Source organism: Marinobacter sp. Hex_13 (assembly GCF_001566815.1).
Lineage (GTDB): Bacteria > Pseudomonadota > Gammaproteobacteria > Pseudomonadales > Oleiphilaceae > Marinobacter > Marinobacter salarius.
Map to the genome: position 1 here is coordinate 71,580 of NZ_LSMM01000003.1, position 17,503 is coordinate 89,082.

The 17,503-nt window shown below is 54.2% G+C and carries 20 protein-coding genes; 9 read left to right on the top strand and 11 right to left on the bottom strand.

What is annotated here, in order from left to right:
• Nucleotides 1-138: 138 nt before the first annotated feature.
• The 3 genes from AXW11_RS02685 to ycaC all read right to left on the bottom strand — a co-directional run bounded on the left by AXW11_RS02685 (nucleotide 139) and on the right by ycaC (nucleotide 2,429).
• On the bottom strand, nucleotides 139-723 hold the full coding sequence (locus AXW11_RS02685; RefSeq protein ID WP_085680695.1) for an antibiotic biosynthesis monooxygenase: 585 nt from the start codon (nucleotides 721-723) through the stop codon (nucleotides 139-141).
• 79 nt (nucleotides 724-802) lie between these two features.
• A complete protein-coding gene (locus tag AXW11_RS02690) occupies nucleotides 803-1,666 on the bottom strand; it encodes a pirin family protein (protein ID WP_091643737.1) in 864 nt (287 codons plus the stop codon).
• A gap of 136 nt (nucleotides 1,667-1,802) precedes the next feature.
• A complete protein-coding gene (gene ycaC / locus AXW11_RS02695; protein ID WP_091643734.1) occupies nucleotides 1,803-2,429 on the bottom strand; it encodes an isochorismate family cysteine hydrolase YcaC in 627 nt (208 codons plus the stop codon).
• A gap of 162 nt (nucleotides 2,430-2,591) precedes the next feature.
• Here ycaC and AXW11_RS02700 point away from each other — a divergent pair, with 162 nt between their 5' ends.
• On the top strand, nucleotides 2,592-3,512 hold the full coding sequence (locus AXW11_RS02700; protein WP_085680689.1) for a LysR substrate-binding domain-containing protein: 921 nt from the start codon (nucleotides 2,592-2,594) through the stop codon (nucleotides 3,510-3,512).
• 56 nt (nucleotides 3,513-3,568) lie between these two features.
• Here the strand turns inward: AXW11_RS02700 and AXW11_RS02705 are convergent, their stop codons facing one another.
• The gene (locus tag AXW11_RS02705; RefSeq protein ID WP_091643731.1) at nucleotides 3,569-4,741 is read right to left on the bottom strand and encodes an MFS transporter; all 1,173 of its coding nucleotides are present in this window, start codon (nucleotides 4,739-4,741) and stop codon (nucleotides 3,569-3,571) included.
• A 107-nt stretch (nucleotides 4,742-4,848) separates the two neighbouring features.
• On the opposite strand from AXW11_RS02705, the gene AXW11_RS02710 reads away from it, so the two are divergent.
• Together AXW11_RS02710 and AXW11_RS02715 are read left to right on the top strand one after the other, a co-directional pair.
• Entirely contained in the window at nucleotides 4,849-5,733 is an 885-nt protein-coding gene (locus AXW11_RS02710) for a LysR family transcriptional regulator (protein WP_091643727.1), read from the top strand.
• A gap of 174 nt (nucleotides 5,734-5,907) precedes the next feature.
• Complete coding sequence (locus AXW11_RS02715; protein WP_177190649.1) at nucleotides 5,908-6,705, top strand: DUF4437 domain-containing protein; 798 nt, start codon at nucleotides 5,908-5,910, stop codon at nucleotides 6,703-6,705.
• Nucleotides 6,706-6,801: 96 nt separating this feature from the next.
• On the opposite strand, the gene AXW11_RS02720 is transcribed toward AXW11_RS02715, so the two are convergent.
• From AXW11_RS02720 to AXW11_RS02730, 3 genes are read right to left on the bottom strand one after another with little or no spacing between them, the layout of a single operon-like run.
• Entirely contained in the window at nucleotides 6,802-7,614 is an 813-nt protein-coding gene (locus tag AXW11_RS02720) for an SDR family NAD(P)-dependent oxidoreductase (protein ID WP_091643721.1), read from the bottom strand.
• Nucleotides 7,611-8,597, bottom strand: coding sequence for an LLM class oxidoreductase (locus AXW11_RS02725; protein WP_091643718.1), 987 nt, complete (start codon nucleotides 8,595-8,597; stop codon nucleotides 7,611-7,613). Before AXW11_RS02725 ends, AXW11_RS02720 begins: the two co-directional genes overlap by 4 nt.
• A 2-nt stretch (nucleotides 8,598-8,599) precedes the next feature.
• A complete protein-coding gene (locus tag AXW11_RS02730) occupies nucleotides 8,600-9,586 on the bottom strand; it encodes a zinc-dependent alcohol dehydrogenase family protein (protein ID WP_085680677.1) in 987 nt (328 codons plus the stop codon).
• A gap of 120 nt (nucleotides 9,587-9,706) precedes the next feature.
• Between AXW11_RS02730 and AXW11_RS02735 the strand changes: the two genes are divergently transcribed.
• Complete coding sequence (locus AXW11_RS02735; protein WP_091643716.1) at nucleotides 9,707-10,642, top strand: LysR family transcriptional regulator; 936 nt, start codon at nucleotides 9,707-9,709, stop codon at nucleotides 10,640-10,642.
• Nucleotides 10,643-10,691: 49 nt separating this feature from the next.
• On the opposite strand, the gene AXW11_RS02740 is transcribed toward AXW11_RS02735, so the two are convergent.
• On the bottom strand, nucleotides 10,692-10,943 hold the full coding sequence (locus tag AXW11_RS02740) for a hypothetical protein (protein WP_036207210.1): 252 nt from the start codon (nucleotides 10,941-10,943) through the stop codon (nucleotides 10,692-10,694).
• Nucleotides 10,944-11,357: 414 nt separating this feature from the next.
• Here AXW11_RS02740 and AXW11_RS02745 point away from each other — a divergent pair, with 414 nt between their 5' ends.
• The 3 genes from AXW11_RS02745 (at nucleotide 11,358) to AXW11_RS02755 (ending at nucleotide 13,792) form a co-directional block, all read left to right on the top strand.
• Complete coding sequence (locus AXW11_RS02745; RefSeq protein ID WP_091643713.1) at nucleotides 11,358-12,383, top strand: lipid A deacylase LpxR family protein; 1,026 nt, start codon at nucleotides 11,358-11,360, stop codon at nucleotides 12,381-12,383.
• Nucleotides 12,384-12,502: 119 nt separating this feature from the next.
• Nucleotides 12,503-12,826 (top strand): thioredoxin, encoded by a 324-nt coding sequence (gene trxA / locus AXW11_RS02750; protein ID WP_036207214.1) that lies wholly within the window; start codon nucleotides 12,503-12,505, stop codon nucleotides 12,824-12,826.
• Nucleotides 12,827-12,844: 18 nt separating this feature from the next.
• The gene (locus AXW11_RS02755) at nucleotides 12,845-13,792 is read left to right on the top strand and encodes a LysR family transcriptional regulator (protein ID WP_007152207.1); all 948 of its coding nucleotides are present in this window, start codon (nucleotides 12,845-12,847) and stop codon (nucleotides 13,790-13,792) included.
• On the opposite strand, the gene AXW11_RS02760 is transcribed toward AXW11_RS02755, so the two are convergent.
• A complete protein-coding gene (locus tag AXW11_RS02760; protein ID WP_091643710.1) occupies nucleotides 13,789-14,718 on the bottom strand; it encodes a LysR family transcriptional regulator in 930 nt (309 codons plus the stop codon). The two genes, AXW11_RS02755 and AXW11_RS02760, sit on opposite strands and share 4 nt — an antisense overlap.
• A 101-nt stretch (nucleotides 14,719-14,819) precedes the next feature.
• Here AXW11_RS02760 and AXW11_RS02765 point away from each other — a divergent pair, with 101 nt between their 5' ends.
• Together AXW11_RS02765 and AXW11_RS02770 are read left to right on the top strand one after the other, a co-directional pair.
• Complete coding sequence (locus tag AXW11_RS02765) at nucleotides 14,820-15,860, top strand: zinc-binding alcohol dehydrogenase family protein (protein ID WP_091643707.1); 1,041 nt, start codon at nucleotides 14,820-14,822, stop codon at nucleotides 15,858-15,860.
• Nucleotides 15,861-16,049: 189 nt separating this feature from the next.
• Nucleotides 16,050-16,619 (top strand): pyridoxamine 5'-phosphate oxidase family protein, encoded by a 570-nt coding sequence (locus tag AXW11_RS02770; protein ID WP_091643704.1) that lies wholly within the window; start codon nucleotides 16,050-16,052, stop codon nucleotides 16,617-16,619.
• A 127-nt stretch (nucleotides 16,620-16,746) separates the two neighbouring features.
• On the opposite strand, the gene AXW11_RS02775 is transcribed toward AXW11_RS02770, so the two are convergent.
• A complete protein-coding gene (locus tag AXW11_RS02775) occupies nucleotides 16,747-16,890 on the bottom strand; it encodes a hypothetical protein (RefSeq protein WP_177190648.1) in 144 nt (47 codons plus the stop codon).
• A 304-nt stretch (nucleotides 16,891-17,194) separates the two neighbouring features.
• Nucleotides 17,195-17,503 (bottom strand): aldo/keto reductase (locus AXW11_RS02780; protein ID WP_286791758.1); only part of this gene is annotated, 309 nt, incomplete at its 5' end.

Below are 17,503 nucleotides of genomic sequence, written 5' to 3' on the forward strand. Positions count from 1 at the left end.
GCAATTTCCCTCAGTGTTGTGTTCCCTAGTGTCCAAACAAGTGCGAAAGGCCGCAGGTCTTTACCATATCTTTCCGCCGGTCGTACGGCAAAACTGCCATAGAAAATCGATCTGTACCTCTGCCCCTAGCGCTGTCGACTAACGAAACAGCCAGTTTGCAACGAGTCGAACCACTCGGGGCATGATCAAATAGACCACTAGTGCGACGACAGTGGCTGCGACCAAGCCATGACGCACACCCCATAACGCAAGCACTGGAAGTTGATCAAATATGGGCTGAAAGACGATTGGTACGATCAACGTGAGTGGCCAAATAACCGCTGTAGTAATGAGCCATTGCTTCCAGCGAGTAGGTTGTTTGGCTTTTGACGTGGGTGGGGTGAACCAGTAATCGATGCCGGTCTGAATCTCTACCTGTTCTTCAGAGGCCAGCGCCGGAACGATGTCGGATACCAATTCCCGCCGAACGTCAGAGTTCAGCCAAGTGTCGGCTTCTTCGGGATGGGAAAAGCGCACCGCGATTTCAAAGGTGTCATGCCCTTCGGGCGGTCGTACCACATGAACGCCTTGGTGCCCGGAAAACTGGGCTGCGGCGGCAATAATCTGCCTGAGCCAGGTTTCATAGTGGTCACGGTGTCCGGGTTTCACGGTGTGCCGGATTATGATGGATCGACCAGAGTCATAGTGGATGCTTGGGGCGGCGTCTGCCTCTTGTTCGTTCATAGCGTGCTTCCCAATCTTTGATTGATTGGGGGCGACGTCCTGTCAGCCCCTCAAAAGCAGTTCATGCTCTTTACCCTTGCTAGAGAGCGCCGAATTTTCCTGATTGAAAGTCGAGCATGGCCTGTTTAATTTCTCCCTCTGTATTCATCACAAAGGGTCCATAGCCCACGACCGGCTCATCAATGGGTTCTCCACTCAACACAAGCAGCCGAGCGTCATTATTGGACTCCAGCACAATCTCTTGACCTTCTCTGTCCAGGTTCGCAAGCTCTGCCTCACGCAACACATCAGTGTCATTGATCTGAACTGAACCGTTCAGCACTGCCACCAAGGTGGTGTGGCCTTTGGGCACCGGCAAATTCACACGGGCACCAGGCTCCAGCTTAAGATCCCACACATTGATTGGCGTGAATGTGTTGGCAGGTCCTTTATGCTCAAGATACTCACCAGCAATGACTCGCAGCGTTCCACCATCATCTTCCAGGGACACACGAGGGATATCCTTATTGAGCAACGTCTGATAAGCCGCCGGCGTGTCCTTTGCCGATGCAGGTAAGTTGACCCAGAGCTGCACCATGTTCAGCAAACCACCTTGTTCAGTGAATTGCTGTGAATGGAACTCCTCGTGCACGATTCCCGCGCCAGCGGTCATCCATTGGACGTCTCCCTCGCCAATGAGCCCACCTGCACCCGAGGTATCCCGGTGTTCCAGCTCACCGCTGTAGACCACTGTCACGGTCTCAAAGCCTCGGTGTGGATGTTGACCAACCCCCCGGGGACGTTGAGCCGGAGGAAATTCCGATGGCCCGGCGTAATCCAGTAGCAGAAACGGCGAGATATTCGATGCGCCCATGCGATCGTAGGAGAAGAGCGAACGAACCGGAAAGCCATCACCCACCCAATGACCGCGAGGGGGACCGTACGTTGTCAGAATCTTTTTCACTTTGACCTCCTAACGGGTCCATCTACCCAACGTTTTTACTGCATCAATGTGACGATAAAACAGCGTACGGGCCCTGAATAGATAGCGATATTTCCACTTAATGTTCTATTTATGGAACGAATACCCCGCCATTGCCTCACTGCTTTTCAGGCATTGTGTTGTAACTGGTAATCAAGTTTCGGTAGTCAGGAATGTGGTTTGAGAACAGGGCTCCCAGGCCTTCAATATCGTTGCGCCAGTCACGGTGCAGCTCACACGCCAGCCCAAACCAGGTCATCAATTGGGCACCGGCCTGCGACATCCGGTCCCAGGCCGAATGCCGGGTCAGCTCGTTGAACGTGCCGGAGGCGTCCGTCACCACGAATACGTCATAGCCTTCGGCCAGCGCAGCGAGCGCCGGAAAAGCAACACACACTTCTGTCACGACGCCGGCGATGATCAGTTGTTTCTTTCCCGTATCCTTAACGGCCTTAACAAAATCCTCATTGTCCCAAGCGTTAATCTGCCCTGGGCGGGCGATGTAAGGGGCAGAGGGAAACTGTTCTTTCAGCTCCGGAACCAATGGGCCGTTAGGGCCAGTCTCAAAACTGGTTGTCAGAATGGTCGGAAGCCCAAAGTATTGAGCCAGGTCACCCATCGCCAATACGTTGTTCTTGAACTTGTCCGGGTCAATATCGCGGACCAAGGAGAGCAGGCCAGTCTGATGATCTACCATCAGTACCGCAGCATCGTTTTTATCGAGTCGAACATAGGGTTTGCTCATGACGTTCTCCTTTCTGGGCTTAGACGGCGCAGTGCACCGTCGTCGTTGGCCCCCTCTCCTTTGGCACTGGAAAAGGGAATAAATTTAACGATAGTTCAGCCAGGGTGGCCTGAGTAGGCACTAATTCTTATACTCAGAGTTCTATATATAGGACGATCGTATATGCAGGATCTGAACGATCTTTTTTACTTCGTGAAGGTGGTAGATCACGGCGGATTTGCGCCAGCGGGCAGGGCACTTGGGTTACCCAAATCCAAGTTGAGCCGGCGCGTGGCAGAGCTCGAGAGTCGGCTTGATACCCGGCTGATTAATCGCTCACCGCGTGTCTTCACTGTTACGGAGTTGGGGAAAGAGTATTATCGCCACTGCGTGGCAATGCTGGTGGAGGCCGATGCGGCACAGGAAGTCATCGATCATTCCCGCTCCGAGCCAGTGGGTTCGATACGGGTGAGCTGCCCGCCGGGAATCATCTACTTTCTGGTGGCCCCGTTGATTATCCGGTTTATGCAGCAGTACCCGAAAGTAAAAATCGAAATGGAGGCTACGAGCCGACGGATCGACGTTGTCAGGGAGGGGTTCGATGTTGCCTTGCGAGTGAGATACCCGCCGCTTGAAGACAGTGACTTAACGATGAAAGTGCTGTCTAAAAGCCCTCAGTGCTTGATGGCCGCGCCAGAGGTGGTTGCGCAGTATCCGAAACCAATAACTCCCGATGATTTATCAAAACTTCCCAGTATCGATTTTGAGCAATGGGATGGACAGCATGTCTGGTGCCTGGATGGGCCCGCTGGTGCGGCCGTTAAAATCCATCACCAGCCACGCCTGGTCACCGATGATGTCTTTACGTTGCTCAAAGCTGCTGTGGGTGGTTTAGGTGTGGTAAAAATGCCGCTCATCGTCGGTGGGCAGGACCTGATTGACGGCAATCTCGTCAGTATTTTACCGGACTGGCGACCACGCGGAGGAATTTTCCATGCTGTTTTCCCGTCGCGCCGAGGGCTGCTTCCTGCGGTAAGAGCATTTTTGGACTTCCTGGCAGACTCACTCGAGGAAGTCGATTTCAGGTTACCGGATAACGACTGATTAAAAACCGTCATGACACACGTCAATGACCTCCCTTTCGAGAGGCCTTTGAGAGATCAGGCGGTAGCCGTTTCGTGGTTATCCAAGGTGGCGGAAATGCGGGTCAGAAGCAGCGCACTGAGAACAATCACGCCGCCAATCCAGGGCGTGTTCATCAACCCCATGTCGGCCACCACATGGCCTCCGAGCCAGGCGCCGACGGCAATCCCAATGTTGAAGGCCGCGATGTTCAGGCCGGAAGCAACATCCACGGAATGCGGAGTGTAACGTTCAGCCAGTTGGACCACATACACCTGCAAGCCTGGCACATTGCCGAAGGCAAATGCACCCCAAACCAGAAGGGTGATCACGGCTGCAACCGGGTTGTAAGCGCTGAAGGTCAGAACGAACAGGATGGCCGCGAGGCCGCCAAAAACGATGTACAGCGCTGAGGTTGGCCCAAAACGATCGGCCAGCTTTCCACCCCAGATATTCCCAGCGGCCACAGACACACCGTAGACGAGCAGCAGAAGGCTGACCATGCCGGAGGCAAAACCGGTGACGTCTTCGAGGATCGGGGTCAGGTAGGTGAAGGCCGTGAACGTACCGCCATACCCAACGGCGGTCATCGCGTACACCAGCAGCAGTCTCGGGTGAGTGATGACCTCAAGCTGCTGACGCAGGGTTGCCGGCTTTGACTGCTTCAGGTTCCTGGGCACCAAAAAAGCACTGCCGATCAACGCTATGGCCCCCAGTACGGCGACGGTCAGAAAGGTGGCTCGCCACCCGAACGTCTGTCCGATAAAGGTTCCCAGGGGAACGCCCGTTACCAGGGCCACAGTAAGCCCGGTGAACATGATGGCGATTGCACTGGCCTCTTTCTCTTTTGATACCAGACTGGTCGCGATGGTTGAACCGATTGAGAAGAACACCCCGTGTGCAAGGCCGGTGAGAATTCGGGCGGTAATCAGTGAGCTGTAATTCGGCGCCATCCAGGCCAGGATGTTACCGATGATGAACAGCCCCATCAGCGAAAGCAGCACCAACTTACGATTCCAGCGGCCGGTCAGGGCTGTGAGCACCGGTGCACCTATAGCAACACCGAGCGCGTACAAACTGACCAGAAGGCCAGCAGACGGGAGGGTAACGCCCAGATCCTGGGCAATGGTGGGAACCAGTCCGACAATGACAAACTCGGTGGTCCCAATCGCAAAGGCACTCAAAGTGAGTGCGAAAAGTGCAATGGGCATAGCGGCTCCTTAGCAGTGAGCGGGAATGAATTGACGATGCCTAGTTTGCGGCCGCATACTTTTGCGATAAACAGTGGTTTTTAAAAAATACTTTTGCGGAAAATGAAATGAAAAGCCGATCGGACGACCTTCACTTCCTGCTGTCAGTGGTGGACAGCGGAAGCTTCAGTAGCGCGGCAGAACAACTTGACGTATCTGTGACCCGGGTGTCGCGAGCGGTCTCCCGCCTCGAACAGAGCTTGAACACAACGCTGCTGAACCGAACCACCCGCAAAGTGGGGCTGACCGAGGAAGGGCGGCTGTTTGTTGCGAGGGTGAGAGATGGCCTGGCTTCGCTGGAAGAGGCCGAAGAGCAATTGGCCATACGTAAACAAAGGCCGGCGGGCCGCCTACGGGTGGACGCCGCAAACCCATTTCTGTTGCATCAAATCGTGCCTCATGTCCGGGAGTTTCGAGCCGCCTATCCGCACATTGAACTGGAATTGACGGCAAGTGATCAGATTGTCGACCTGCTGGAACGACGGATCGATGTGGCTATCCGAATCGGAAGCCTGGAAGATTCGACGCTCCATGCCAAGGCATTGGGTCGGTCTCCGCTGTCAGTGGTGGCTTCGCCGGAGTACCTGAAGCGGCGTGGTGGCTGCGACTCGCCGGAATCACTCGCTGGCCACGACACCATCGGCTTCACCGCACCGGAAGCTTTGAATGTCTGGCATTTTGGCGAAGGGATACGAATCAGACCGACGGTACGAGCCAGCAGTGGAGAAGCTGTACGCCAACTCTGCCTCGGCGGAAACGGTCTGGCGTATCTTTCACGGTTCATGATCGACAAGGACCTTGAACGAGGCGACTTGGTGGAACTGATGGGGGATCAACTGGTGCGCCCCAATCCAAGAGAGTTGGTCAACGCCGTGTACTACAGGAACACAACACTGTCTGCGCGCATCCAGGTGTTTCTGGATTTCTTCAGTGCACGCTGGAAAAGCCTGTAACGACGTTACGCTCCCCTTAATGACGAAAGTTCCCCGGGAATTACTTCATTTTTACGAAAACTAAAATCGGAAACTGCCCGTTTTTATCCGAGATCGCGGCCACTAGGCTTGTAGCTCTCATCATATTCAAAGTGGAGCTATCAAATGTTTTCCAGCAGGCTGTTTTGTGCACTGATGGTTGCCGGTACCGCGACGGTGGTGAATGCCGACACCGAAAACAGCGGTTCTCTCGTGAAAGTTGTGCCGGCTGATGACGTTGAGTGGGGGTATCTTAATCCTCTTCGCGGCGTACTGAGCCCTGGTGCGGCAGACCTTTGGGGAGATCGCACGACCGACAGCGCCACCGGAATGCTTGTTCGGTTCAAGCAGGGTTTTGAGTCTCCTCCCCATATTCACAATATTACGTATCGCGGCGTTGTCATCGAAGGGCTGATGCATAACGACGACCCAGATGCACAAAAAATGTGGATGCCGCCCGGGTCTTTCTGGACACAGCCAGCCGGCGAAGATCATACAACCGCGGCAAATGGCGACACCAATCTGATTTACCTGGAGATAGACTCCGGTCCCTATCTGGTTAAGCCTTCCGACGAGAAATTTGATAACGGCGAACGCCCGCTCAACCTGCATGAAACCAATATTGTCTGGCTCAATAACAGTGAGCTACACAATATTGAAGCGGACAACGTGGAAGCCACATTCGTATGGGATAGTGATGCCGATCTGGGCGGCTCAATGATCAAGATTGCGTCCGGCTTTGAGGGAGAAATCCGTACGAATGCCAGCGAATTTCGCGCGGTTGTGATCGGTGGCGAGGTTACCTACCAGGCAAAGGGTCTGGATACTGAAAAGCACCTCGAGGCTGGAAGCTATATCGAATCGACAGGGCGCTTCACGCACCGAATAGCAAACGATAGCGATAGGGCAGCGACCCTTTATATCCGCACGAACAGCCGGTACACCGTAAAGTAGAGAAATTACCGTGATCGTGGGTCATGTTGAGATCATCGGCAATGACCCGCTTAGGCTACCTGCGGCTTCGACTACAGGTATTAGCCCAGGAGTATTTTATGACTTTTCGCGGCCAACCAGCTCTTCGATAACCGCTAAAACCGCAGCGCACTTCTCTTCATTCAGTGCGTCGGAATGGGGCGGGCCGAATTGACCTTTGTCGTTGTCAAAATAGTGGCCTGACGCATTGGCAAATTCGTCTGAAAGCGCGGCCCTGGCGAGAACATCGGCGCCAATCGATAGGCTTTTTCCGGCAACGCCAAACCCCTCTTTCACCATCTTTGATGCCAATAGTGAGCCTGGGTTTACGGCGACAAAGACTGGCCCCCGACTGCCGAGCGACGCTGCCATCGCATTGTTCCACATGGTCAACGCCAGCTTGCTTTGAGCATAGGCTGACATGTCGTCCAGAAGCCGATTTTTTCCCCGTAAGGCGTCAAGTTCCACCGGAGCCTGTGCAGCCGACGACAGGTTTACCACTCGTGAACCGGGCCTCAGGATTGTTAACAAATGTTTTGTCAGCAGGTACGGCGCAACCGTATTCACAGCGAACCGGACATCCAGTCCGTCCTGGGTGATGGTTTCAGGAACACGCATGACACCGGCGTTGTTGATGATGACGTCCAGTTGCTCATGTTCTTTGGTGATGGCTTTTGCCAGAGAATCCACTTCAGCCAAACGCGACAAATCCGCCTTATAGGTGTAGATCAGTCCAGCGCCTGTACTGTCTGCCAACTTTCTTTCTGTCGCCTCCAGTTTTTCCGCGTTGCGCCCGTGTAAAAGCAACGTGTGGCCTTCGGAATAGAGACGCTTTGCGGTTTCCAGGCCGATTCCATCAGTGGCGCCGGTGATCAGAATTTTTTTGGTCATGGTTTGTGTCCTTGTGCCGCGAATTCGGGGAGCAGGTCTTCTGCGAGGTACAGGATCGTTTGTTCAGTATCCGCCTGATTGAATCGCAGGTTCAATGCAACATGGTTTACACCAATTTCTTCGAGCGATTTAAGGTAAGTCTTCAGAAACTTTATGCCCGATCTGAAGCCCAGATGAATGGGCTGAGGCGGTGCATCGGGATCTGCCAGCAAATCGATGTACAGGGATTGCATCACGGGCTTTGAGGCCTCTGTTTTACCGGGAATACCGTCACGCCACGACCTCACGGCGTTTGCCTGGTCGTCAATATTCCGCGGGTAAGTAATCAAGCCATCACTGTTGCGCGCCCCCCATTGCGGCTGCTGTTGGCTTCCGCCGGTAATCAACATCGGAATCTTTCCTGCCGCTGGCTTGGGAAGCAGGTCCATCTCACCGTTCGTTTGGCCATAACGGTTTTCGAATGCCGGCGCACTATCGGCCATCCTGCGGATGTACTCGAAACTGTCCCGAAAACGCTCGCCCCGGTTCGCATAGGTCTCGTTAAGAGCAGGGTATTCATCGGGGCGATCGCCAGATGCGATTCCGAGTATCAACCGACCACCGGACAGCTGATCCACGCTTGCTGCGGCTTTCGCGACGTGCGCAGGGTGGCGAAGCGGCAATATCAGGCTCGCTACGCCGATGGCAATCCGCTGGGTTTGCCCCGCCAGAAAACCGAGGTAAACAAACGGATCGAACACCTGGCCGGCATCACCGAACGAGAGCACATTGAAGGGGACATCGCGCAACCATACCGCGGAAAAACCGGCCTTCTCGGCCAACCGCACACGTTCAAGGTGACGTTCCATCGTGGGCACAGGCCCGCTGGTATAACTCTCCAGCGGAGCAATGACGCCAATACTCAACCGATTCGGCTGAAACACCTGATTGTAGCCACGATTGATAGGGGCAAATGTCTTTGTGCTCTCGTTCAGTGCCGGCATTGTCAAACCTCCACGACGACCTTGCCAACCGCCTGGCCACTGGTCAGGCGATCATAGGCCTGTCCGACCTCAGAAAGACTGAAGCCTTGCTCATCCAGGAGGGGTTTAACGGCACCCTGATCCACGATCTGCGCCAACTGCTCCAGAATGTTGCCGTGCGCTTCCCGATGATGGTTGTGCAGCATGGGAATCAACATGAACACGACATGAACCGACAGCCCTTTGAAGTGCGCGGTGGTCAGATCCAGTTCAACCATGGCGACAGTCGTAGTCACATGGCCATTCAGGGCAGCCGCTTCAAAGCTGTTGGTCATATTGGCGCCACCAACTGTATCGAAAACCACATCGAACCCGGCACCGGATGTGTGGGCTTCGACATAGTCGGCAACGGATTCAGTCATGTAATCGATTGGCGTGGCGTCGTAGCCTTCGATGATGCTGAATGCTTTAGCACCCGTGGCAGTGGAGTAAACATTGGCGCCGAAATGCTTCGCAAGTTGGACCGCTAGATGGCCTACGCCGCCGGTACCGCCATGCACAAGTACGTTCTGCCCGGCTTTGACACCCGCACGTTGAAGACCCTCGAATGCAGTGATGCCAACCAACGGCAACGCCGCCGCTTCACGCATAGACAGGCTCTTGGGCTTATGGGCAATCAGCCGTGCGTCGGCAGGCATAAACTCGGCGAGGGCGCCCTGCAGATCGGCCAGCCCGCCAGCACAGCCATACACTTCATCACCGGGAGCGAAATCGGTCACGCCTTCGCCTACGGCTTCAATCGTTCCCGCGAAGTCCATGCCAAGAACAGCAGGCAGGTCGGGTGACAGCGGAAGATCCTTCCCCATCTGGCGAATCATCGTATCGACGGTATTGATACTCGTTGCCGCAACACGCACGATCACCTGGCCCGGTTGTGCGGAAGGCTTGGCCACCTCTGCCGATTCGAATGCCGACTGTTCACCGTACTGATTAAGAACCATTGCTTTCATCGTGTACCTCCAATTCATTGCTTGGGTTGGTCAAAACTCTATCGACAAGATTAATGGTTCGCATAATCGCAATAAATGGCCAATAATGGTTTTCAGTATTCGTTAAATGGATATAAAACTGTGGATACCGAAGGCATTAAACTGTTCGTTCTGGCGGCGGAAAAACTCAACATCAGCGCTGCGGGCCGGGAATTGGGAATGCCTCCAGCAGTTGCCAGTGCCAGGCTCGCGAAACTTGAGAATGCAGTTGGGGCAGATCTTTTGCGGCGCTCAACCCGGAAAGTAGCGCTTTCCACTGAGGGAGCAGAATTTCTACCCTTCGCCAGAGAAATTCTGGCGCAGGAGAACGCAGCCCTGGCGGCGATGGGGTTCGGCAATGAACATGTGGCTGGGACATTGAGATTGACTGCATCCAGCACGTTTGCCCAGCAGTATGTGTTACCGCTGATGCCGGAGTTTCTGGAGCTTTACCCAGGCATCAATCTGGACTTGCGACTGTCGGATATGGAGCTTGATCTTATCCAGGGAAGTTTTGACCTGGCATTGCGGGACTCGGTGCTTCCAGACAGTAATTTGAAGGCTCGTAAACTGGCAGACGACAGGCGATTGTTGTGCGCCTCCCCGGAGTACCTGGCGAAGTGGGGCACACCGAAGCATCCAGGCGACCTTTGTTCCCACCAACTGATTGCGTTTAAATCCCAGGCGACCATCAACCTGATTGGCCCAGATGGTGAACAGGGTAAATTCAACCCGCGTGCGCCTGGTAACCGCCTGATCATTGATGACGGGCTAAGTTATAAGATCGCCACCATGGCAGGCGCTGGCATTGCCATGCATGCTTTATGGAGTGTTCATCGTGAACTTTCGGAGGGCACACTGGTACAGGTTCTTGGAGACTTCCGGATGGACGCAGAGCCGGCGCTCTGGCTGGTTTATCCCAAATCTAATGTTTTAACGGCGAAGGTACGGGTCTTTATTGATTTCCTGTTGGAGCGGATTGGTAACCGTCCACCGTGGTTGGAGGGAGAGGCGGTAACGCCATCCGAAGCGGATTGACGAAAAACGCACCGTCCCTGGTGCCAAGACGCAAAGAAAGACTTCTCGCTCAACCGTGGCTTTCAGGCCGCACTTCACCTCGGATAACGATGTGACCGCTGTAGGGGGCGGGTTCTGCTGAACGGCCTGCTGCATCACGGTCCTGTATCTCACCACGTATGACGAGCTGGCCGCTGTACGGGGCCGGTTGAGCGTTTTCAAAATGAGTCTCGTCGGATTTCCGATCAGCCAGGGTCGCGTGTGCAGGCAGCGCAGCAGCGGCTAAGAGTGATGTAAGGGCAACCAGTACAGTTGTACGCATAACATGTTCTCCAGTTTTGATAAGCGAAGGCTGATCTCCGTTTCGCCGATCGGCGCGAGATCAGATGGAGTGGAGTATGAGCTTGAAGAAAGGTCACGAATAATCAGGAGGCCGCATGAGTCACATCACCAAAACTGATAAATAGAGCTTTTCGGCGAATTACTTCGATGTCTCCTATCTTGACTGATTTTATCGAAATACATATAAATAAATTAAATACAATATGTTAAAGGACTAACTTAAATCGTTTTATAGAACGCGCCCCGCCGACAACGATGTAAACATCGCAGTACAAACACCTATTCATCAAAATACATGATGTTTTCAATATTGAGCCCTGATTAGTCGCGCAAGGCGTTCAGTTGAAAAATAGCAGCCAACTTGTTTCCGACCTATCGTCTTTCGGAGTTGGCCATGTCTCATCGTCTGCTTGTACTTTTTCTCACTGTTCTGGTTTTGTCTCCGATGGCTCATGCTGAGAACTCTGATTCTGTCATTGCGCTTTCTACGGACAATGATCTTTTTGCACCCACCCAAACCGATCGGGATTACACCGCAGGTGTGGCCATAACCTATTCCTCAAACTCGGAGGACTTCCTGGAAAATCCGGTTTCCGGAATCAGCCAAAACCTGGACAGGTTCGTGTTGTCGGGTATTGGCGCAGATATTAACGAGCCCGAAAGTGCAGCCCTGGAATTTGGCATCTACGGATTCACCCCTGAGGAAATCAAGGCGAGGGATATCGATCGGGATGATCGTCCCTATAGCAGCCTCGTTTATTTATCGTCAAGCCATAGTTACAGGACCCTGAGTGACGATTCCGGGTGGACCACCTCGATGACCGTCGGAGTGCTGGGCCTGGATGTTTTTAAATCGGGTCAGAATGCGGTTCACAAGGTGGTAGGAAGTGACCGTGCCAACGGCTGGGACCATCAGGTCTCCAATGGCGGGGAACCAACATTCCGATACTCCGCTGCCTATCATCAGTATCTGGATGAAAGCCGGCCGGACCAGCAATTCAAAGTCACGTATTTCGGGTCGGTGGGTTATTTGACTGAGTTTGGTGCCGCGCTTGTTTTTCGGGATGGGCTCATTTCCTCCCCGGACAATCGTTTCAACCCTGAGCTTATGGCCTACGGCGAACGAGCGCCGGGAGTCGCGGCCCCTGGCGGCCGGGAGCACTATTTCTGGGGCGGCGTGTCTGTTAAAGCTCGGGCCTACAATGCGTTCCTTCAAGGCCAATTCAGGCACTCCGACCACGAACTGGGTGCCAACGACCTTAACGTGCTCCTGGCGGAAATCTGGGCGGGCTATACCCACAGTTTCGTCGCTGGCACCGAGTTGAGTTACGTGCTCCGGGTCCAGAGCTCCGAAATTAAGAGCGGGACCGGAAACCGCACGCTTGCGTGGGGTGGGCTGGTATTCAGTAAGCGCCTTTAACGGCGCTCTATGCCAACCCATCATTGTGAGAAATGGGATCTATATGGCACTGAAATTAGTGCTATCAGCTTAAAGGACCCAGTATTGAAAGTGAGCAATTCCATTCAGGAGCAGATATTATGACGACCATTGTTCATGTAACCGATGCGAATTTTGAAGAAGCGGTTGTTCAGAGCGACCGGACAGTTCTGGTTGACTTCTGGGCACCCTGGTGTGGCCCTTGCAAGACGGTAGCCCCGCTGCTTGAGGACATCGCCGATGAGTTCAGTGAGCAACTGACCGTTGCCAAGGTCAACGTGGATGATAGCCCGGAGATTACTGCAAAAATGCGTATCCGTGGCATTCCGACATTGGCCCTGTTTCAGGATGGCGATGTGATTGCCCAACATGCCGGGGCAGGGAGCCTCAGCCAGTTGAGAACGTTCGTTAAAGGGCACTTATAGTTACGCCGAGAACTTACTATGAAAACTCAAGAGCTCCAGTTGCTGTACATCTTCGATGCCATTATGACGGAGCGTTCAGTGACTCGTGCGGCGGATCGCCTGGCCATGACGCAGCCTGCGGTATCAAATGCGATTTCCAGGATGCGCCAGATCTGGAATGATCCGCTCTTTGTGCGAAAGGGCCGCAACATCGAACCCACCTCCTATGCGCTCAGTCTATGGGATCAGGTGGGTGACCCTATGTTCGCGCTGACAAACGCCGTCAGCGCTACGCAGTTTGACCCGGCCTCCGCCCGGCGGACGTTTCGCATTGCAGTAACCGACGTCATCGTCGAGATGATCTGGCGTCAGCTTATTGACTTGCTTGAGCGTGAGGCGCCGGGCGTGGACGTACACGCCGTTCCCTATACACCTGAAGGGAGCTACGACGACCTGAGATCAGCTCACGTTGACCTCGCGATTGGCGTGCTTAACCAGCACGATTACAGTTTGCGGAGTACCTGGCTTCTTGATAGCGGATTTGTTCTCGCAATGCGGGCAGACCACCCGCTGGCAGGCCGGCAAATCACCATGGAAGAGTTTCTGGAAGCCCGGCATCTGTTGGTTACCATGTCGGGCGACGCACACGGTTCTGTTGACAGTTATCTTGATCAAAAAGGGCAGAGCAGGCGTATCGCCGCAACAATGAACCATTTTGCGTCCGTTCCTCAAGTGTTAAGGGAGTCCAATCTCATCGCGGCCGTTCCTGAGTTGATCAGCCAGGATTGCGGATTCGTCGATGGGTTATGGATGGGGGAGCTACCTTTCGATGTGGACCCAACCAGCCTCTACCTCATCTGGCACGCACGCCATGATAGAGAACCGGGGATTATCTGGATCAGGAATCATATCGAAAGACTGCTCCAGGCTCGCTGGCACGACATCATGACCAATTCGCCCTGTGGCCGGCACCTGAAGGCGGTCTAATCGTGGCTTGGCAGTATGCCGCGTTTAGTCATGGCGTTTATAAGGCTTTGACACTGCTGTTTCAGGTGGTCCCGCAGCAGGCGCATGGCAGGTGTGATGGATTGTCGCGTCGGGCAGATCAGCCACAGCTCTGACACCGGTGGCGTGTAGTCGGGCATGACGTTCATCACCCGGCCGGACAGCAGATCATCGGATATATCGAGGCAGGATTTAACCGCCATACCTTGCCCGGCGATGCACCAGCGCCGAACGAGATCGCCGTCGTTGGACGCCCGATTGCCTCTCATTTTCACCCGGTATTCCTCACCATCCCGTTTGAAGGTCCACAAGTCGTAGGGAATGTCCTGCAACTGATAGAAAAGCCCGCTGTGACCCGTGAGGTCATGTGGATGAATGGGGGTACCCTGTTGGTTCAGGTAATCGGGTGTTGCGCAGAGCAGTCGGGGGACATCACAGATTTTGAACCCGTACAGGTTGGCGTCACTGGGTGAGCCATACCGTAGGGCCATATCAACCGAATCCCGAAAAAAGTCCACATTGCTGTCGGTGATCTGTACCCGCAAACTCAGCCCGGGGTGAGATGTCATCAATTGGTCGATCCAGGGCACGACGCGATTTCTACCCAGATCGGATGACACCGATAGCCGAATTTCTCCCGCCACTGTTTCTGTGCCAAAGCGAATATTCTGTCTGGCCTCATCCATCAGTGTCAGCGCCTGCCGGCATTGGGGCAGGTATTTCTCCCCGGCGGCGGAAAGCCGCAACTGACGGGTAGAGCGTACAAACAGCTCTACCCCTAACTCATGCTCCACACGTTTTACGGCGGCGCTCGCCGTCGCAGCGCGCATATCCAGGCTGGTGGCAGCCGCGGTGATGTTGCGGAACTCGGCCACTTTAAGCACAACGGTCAGATCGTCAAAGTTCATTTTCAAAAATTATTTGATTATGTTTATGGGATTAGGCTGTTTTTCTTAGTGTAAAGAGGGATCACACTGTTAGCCACTACCAACTCACACTGGAGAGAAACATGAAAGCGGTTGGATACACTGAATCTTTACCCATTGATGACCCTAAATCCCTTCAAGACGTGGAACTACCTCAGCCGGCGGCCGAGGGAAGGGACCTCTTGGTCCGTGTCAGGGCCATCGGCGTCAATCCTGTTGATTTCAAAGTACGTCAACGGGCTGCAGCGGAGCCTGGTGAGACCAAGGTACTGGGCTGGGATGCCGTAGGGGAAGTCGTTGCAACGGGAGAGGCCGCATCATTGTTCGAGCCAGGCGACCAGGTTTACTACGCTGGCGATGTTACACGGCAGGGTAGCAATGCCGAGTATCAGATCGTGGACGAGCGCATTGTGGGCCGCAAACCCGCCAGCCTGAACGACGCAGAGGCGGCAGCACTGCCTCTGACCACTATAACCGCCTGGGAAATGCTCTTCGACCACCTGGGTCTTGAACAGCAGCCCCCAGAGGAAATCAGTCCAACCGACGACGTGATACTGGTGGTTGGTGCAGCCGGCGGTGTCGGCTCGATCCTGATTCAGTTGGCAAAAACGCTGACCGGTGCCACCGTGGTGGCCACCGCATCCCGGCCCGAGTCCCGGCAATGGGTCGAATCGCTAGGTGCGGATTTCGTCGTGAATCACCGCGAGCCACTGCTGCCGCAAATCGAACAACTGGTGTCCGATGGCAAAATTGCCCCGATCACTCACGTGGCCAGCCTGAACGCCACCGACCAGTACTTCGATGATTATGTGGCAGCGCTGAGGCCGTTCGGCAGGATTGCCATGATTGACGACCCCGTGTCTCTGGACGTTATGAAAATCAAACCGAAAAGCCTGTCCTTACACATCGAATTCATGTTCGCCCGGTCTATGCACAACGCCGATGACATGCAGGTGCAGCACGAACTTCTTGAGACGGTAGCGAGTCTTGTGGATCAGGGCCACATTCGTACCACCGCAGGCAAGAATCTCGGGGTAATCAACGCTGAAAACATACGTGCGGCGCATTCGGAGTTGGAGTCCGGTACGGCCGTGGGCAAAATAGTGCTGGAAGGGTTCGAGTAACCGGTATTCTGGTTATAACGGCCTGCTTTATCGCCGCCGGCCACGATTTCGACACGGGCCTCGAGCAGCATGTTACGTTTTGGCCTTAAGCCTGTTTTAGATTAGTGACGACACGACGTAACACTTGAGCCTGAAGAGTTACTGGTAGTAAATGGGAAAACAGATTTATGAAAACCTCAGGAGCTCAACATGGCGCACAAGTTTGCGGAAATCGCTTTTACCAGTACGGTTAAGCAGGTTCAGGAGGAAATGGGCAGTCGGACCGGTTACTCGTCCATTGAAACCGGACCAGACCGTAACAACCTGCTCAGGGATCGGGAACGGGTGTTTATCGAGGCCCGGGACAGCTTTTACATTGCCAGTGTCAGCGAAACCGGTTGGCCCTACATCCAGCATAGGGGCGGGCCAGCCGGATTTTTGAAGGTCATCGACCAGTCGACCATTGGTTTTGCGGACTACTCGGGCAACCGCCAGTACGTCACGACTGGCAACGTGCTTACCAATGACCGCGTTGCGTTGTTCCTGATGGACTACCCGAATCAGCGGAGACTAAAACTGCTTGGCAGGATGGCACTGGTTGGTCCTGAGCCACCATCAATTCTCGACCACTTACAGGACGAGAGCTATAAAGCCCAGATAGAGAGGGGCATGATCATTCGGGTCGAGGCCTTTGACTGGAACTGTCCGCAACACATTACCCCCCGTTACACACAGTCGGAGGTCGACGCCTTTATTGAGTCGATGGGTGATCAACGCTAAAACAGCGCTAGAGGGATGGCTGCAAGGGCAGGGCCGGGAAATGCAGAAACTGGATCGAAGAGGGAGGGCTTTGTATCAAAAATGCACGGGCGGCCCCACCTGGACCGCCCATTGTCGTTTTGGACGGTTAGTTGCCAGTGCCCAGTTCGGCAGTTTCAACTGCAGGATTATTGCCGCGCTCGATATCGCCCTGGCTAACACCTTCGGCTTGCGCGAATGCAGAGAAAGCGAGTACAGAAAAAACGAGAAAGAACTTGTTGATTGCGTTCATGTGATATTCGACCTTCTATGAGAATTAGATTAGACAACGTCGCCTCATTGGCTTGATTGGAATTCTCTCTGTTTCCCGGCTGCAGAAAAAATTGCCTCGCGATATACAGAACATCACACCCGATGATGGGTTCAGAGCCACCAAAGCCAGTAGGGCCCTGGGCGGCCGGCGAGGTGCGAATAAGTATTCCGGGGTCGTTAAATGCACCTACTGGGGTGAATTCCCCGCTTCGTGAGAAAACAGGTGCGGTACGCCAACGATCAAGGTTTCGTGGTTATCGCATTCGCAGCAGGCTATTCAGAGGCTACACCAAAGGTGGATTCACACGGGCAAACCCCTCCTGCGTTCGATAAGGGTAATAGGGATAAGGCGGCGTCACCGAACTGACTTGGTCAAGCCGGGCCATCTGCTCCTGACTCAGATTCCATCCAACGGCTCCCAGATTCTGGCGAAGCTGAGACTCATTGCGTGCACCCATGACCACAGTGGCCACGGTGGGTCTTTGCAACAGTGTCAGCAACAGTGCTAAAAGTCCGTAAATTGTCAGGATAGATTGTCCTCCCGACCCCGCATGTTCTTTTCTTGAAGGTGACGAAACCTGAAAGGAAAAGAC

What these genes read in the sequence shown, in the direction of transcription:
- AXW11_RS02685 (WP_085680695.1), bottom strand. Translation starts at nt 723, where the DNA reads ATGAACGAACAAGAGGCAGACGCCGCCCCAAGCATCCACTATGACTCT.
- ycaC (WP_091643734.1), bottom strand. Translation starts at nt 2,429, where the DNA reads ATGAGCAAACCCTATGTTCGACTCGATAAAAACGATGCTGCGGTACTG.
- AXW11_RS02700 (WP_085680689.1), top strand. Translation starts at nt 2,592, where the DNA reads ATGCAGGATCTGAACGATCTTTTTTACTTCGTGAAGGTGGTAGATCAC.
- AXW11_RS02705 (WP_091643731.1), bottom strand. Translation starts at nt 4,741, where the DNA reads ATGCCCATTGCACTTTTCGCACTCACTTTGAGTGCCTTTGCGATTGGG.
- AXW11_RS02710 (WP_091643727.1), top strand. Translation starts at nt 4,849, where the DNA reads ATGAAAAGCCGATCGGACGACCTTCACTTCCTGCTGTCAGTGGTGGAC.
- AXW11_RS02715 (WP_177190649.1), top strand. Translation starts at nt 5,908, where the DNA reads ATGGTTGCCGGTACCGCGACGGTGGTGAATGCCGACACCGAAAACAGC.
- AXW11_RS02720 (WP_091643721.1), bottom strand. Translation starts at nt 7,614, where the DNA reads ATGACCAAAAAAATTCTGATCACCGGCGCCACTGATGGAATCGGCCTG.
- AXW11_RS02725 (WP_091643718.1), bottom strand. Translation starts at nt 8,597, where the DNA reads ATGCCGGCACTGAACGAGAGCACAAAGACATTTGCCCCTATCAATCGT.
- AXW11_RS02730 (WP_085680677.1), bottom strand. Translation starts at nt 9,586, where the DNA reads ATGAAAGCAATGGTTCTTAATCAGTACGGTGAACAGTCGGCATTCGAA.
- AXW11_RS02740 (WP_036207210.1), bottom strand. Translation starts at nt 10,943, where the DNA reads ATGCGTACAACTGTACTGGTTGCCCTTACATCACTCTTAGCCGCTGCT.
- AXW11_RS02745 (WP_091643713.1), top strand. Translation starts at nt 11,358, where the DNA reads ATGTCTCATCGTCTGCTTGTACTTTTTCTCACTGTTCTGGTTTTGTCT.
- trxA (WP_036207214.1), top strand. Translation starts at nt 12,503, where the DNA reads ATGACGACCATTGTTCATGTAACCGATGCGAATTTTGAAGAAGCGGTT.
- AXW11_RS02755 (WP_007152207.1), top strand. Translation starts at nt 12,845, where the DNA reads ATGAAAACTCAAGAGCTCCAGTTGCTGTACATCTTCGATGCCATTATG.
- AXW11_RS02760 (WP_091643710.1), bottom strand. Translation starts at nt 14,718, where the DNA reads ATGAACTTTGACGATCTGACCGTTGTGCTTAAAGTGGCCGAGTTCCGC.
- AXW11_RS02765 (WP_091643707.1), top strand. Translation starts at nt 14,820, where the DNA reads ATGAAAGCGGTTGGATACACTGAATCTTTACCCATTGATGACCCTAAA.
- AXW11_RS02770 (WP_091643704.1), top strand. Translation starts at nt 16,050, where the DNA reads ATGGCGCACAAGTTTGCGGAAATCGCTTTTACCAGTACGGTTAAGCAG.
- AXW11_RS02775 (WP_177190648.1), bottom strand. Translation starts at nt 16,890, where the DNA reads ATGAACGCAATCAACAAGTTCTTTCTCGTTTTTTCTGTACTCGCTTTC.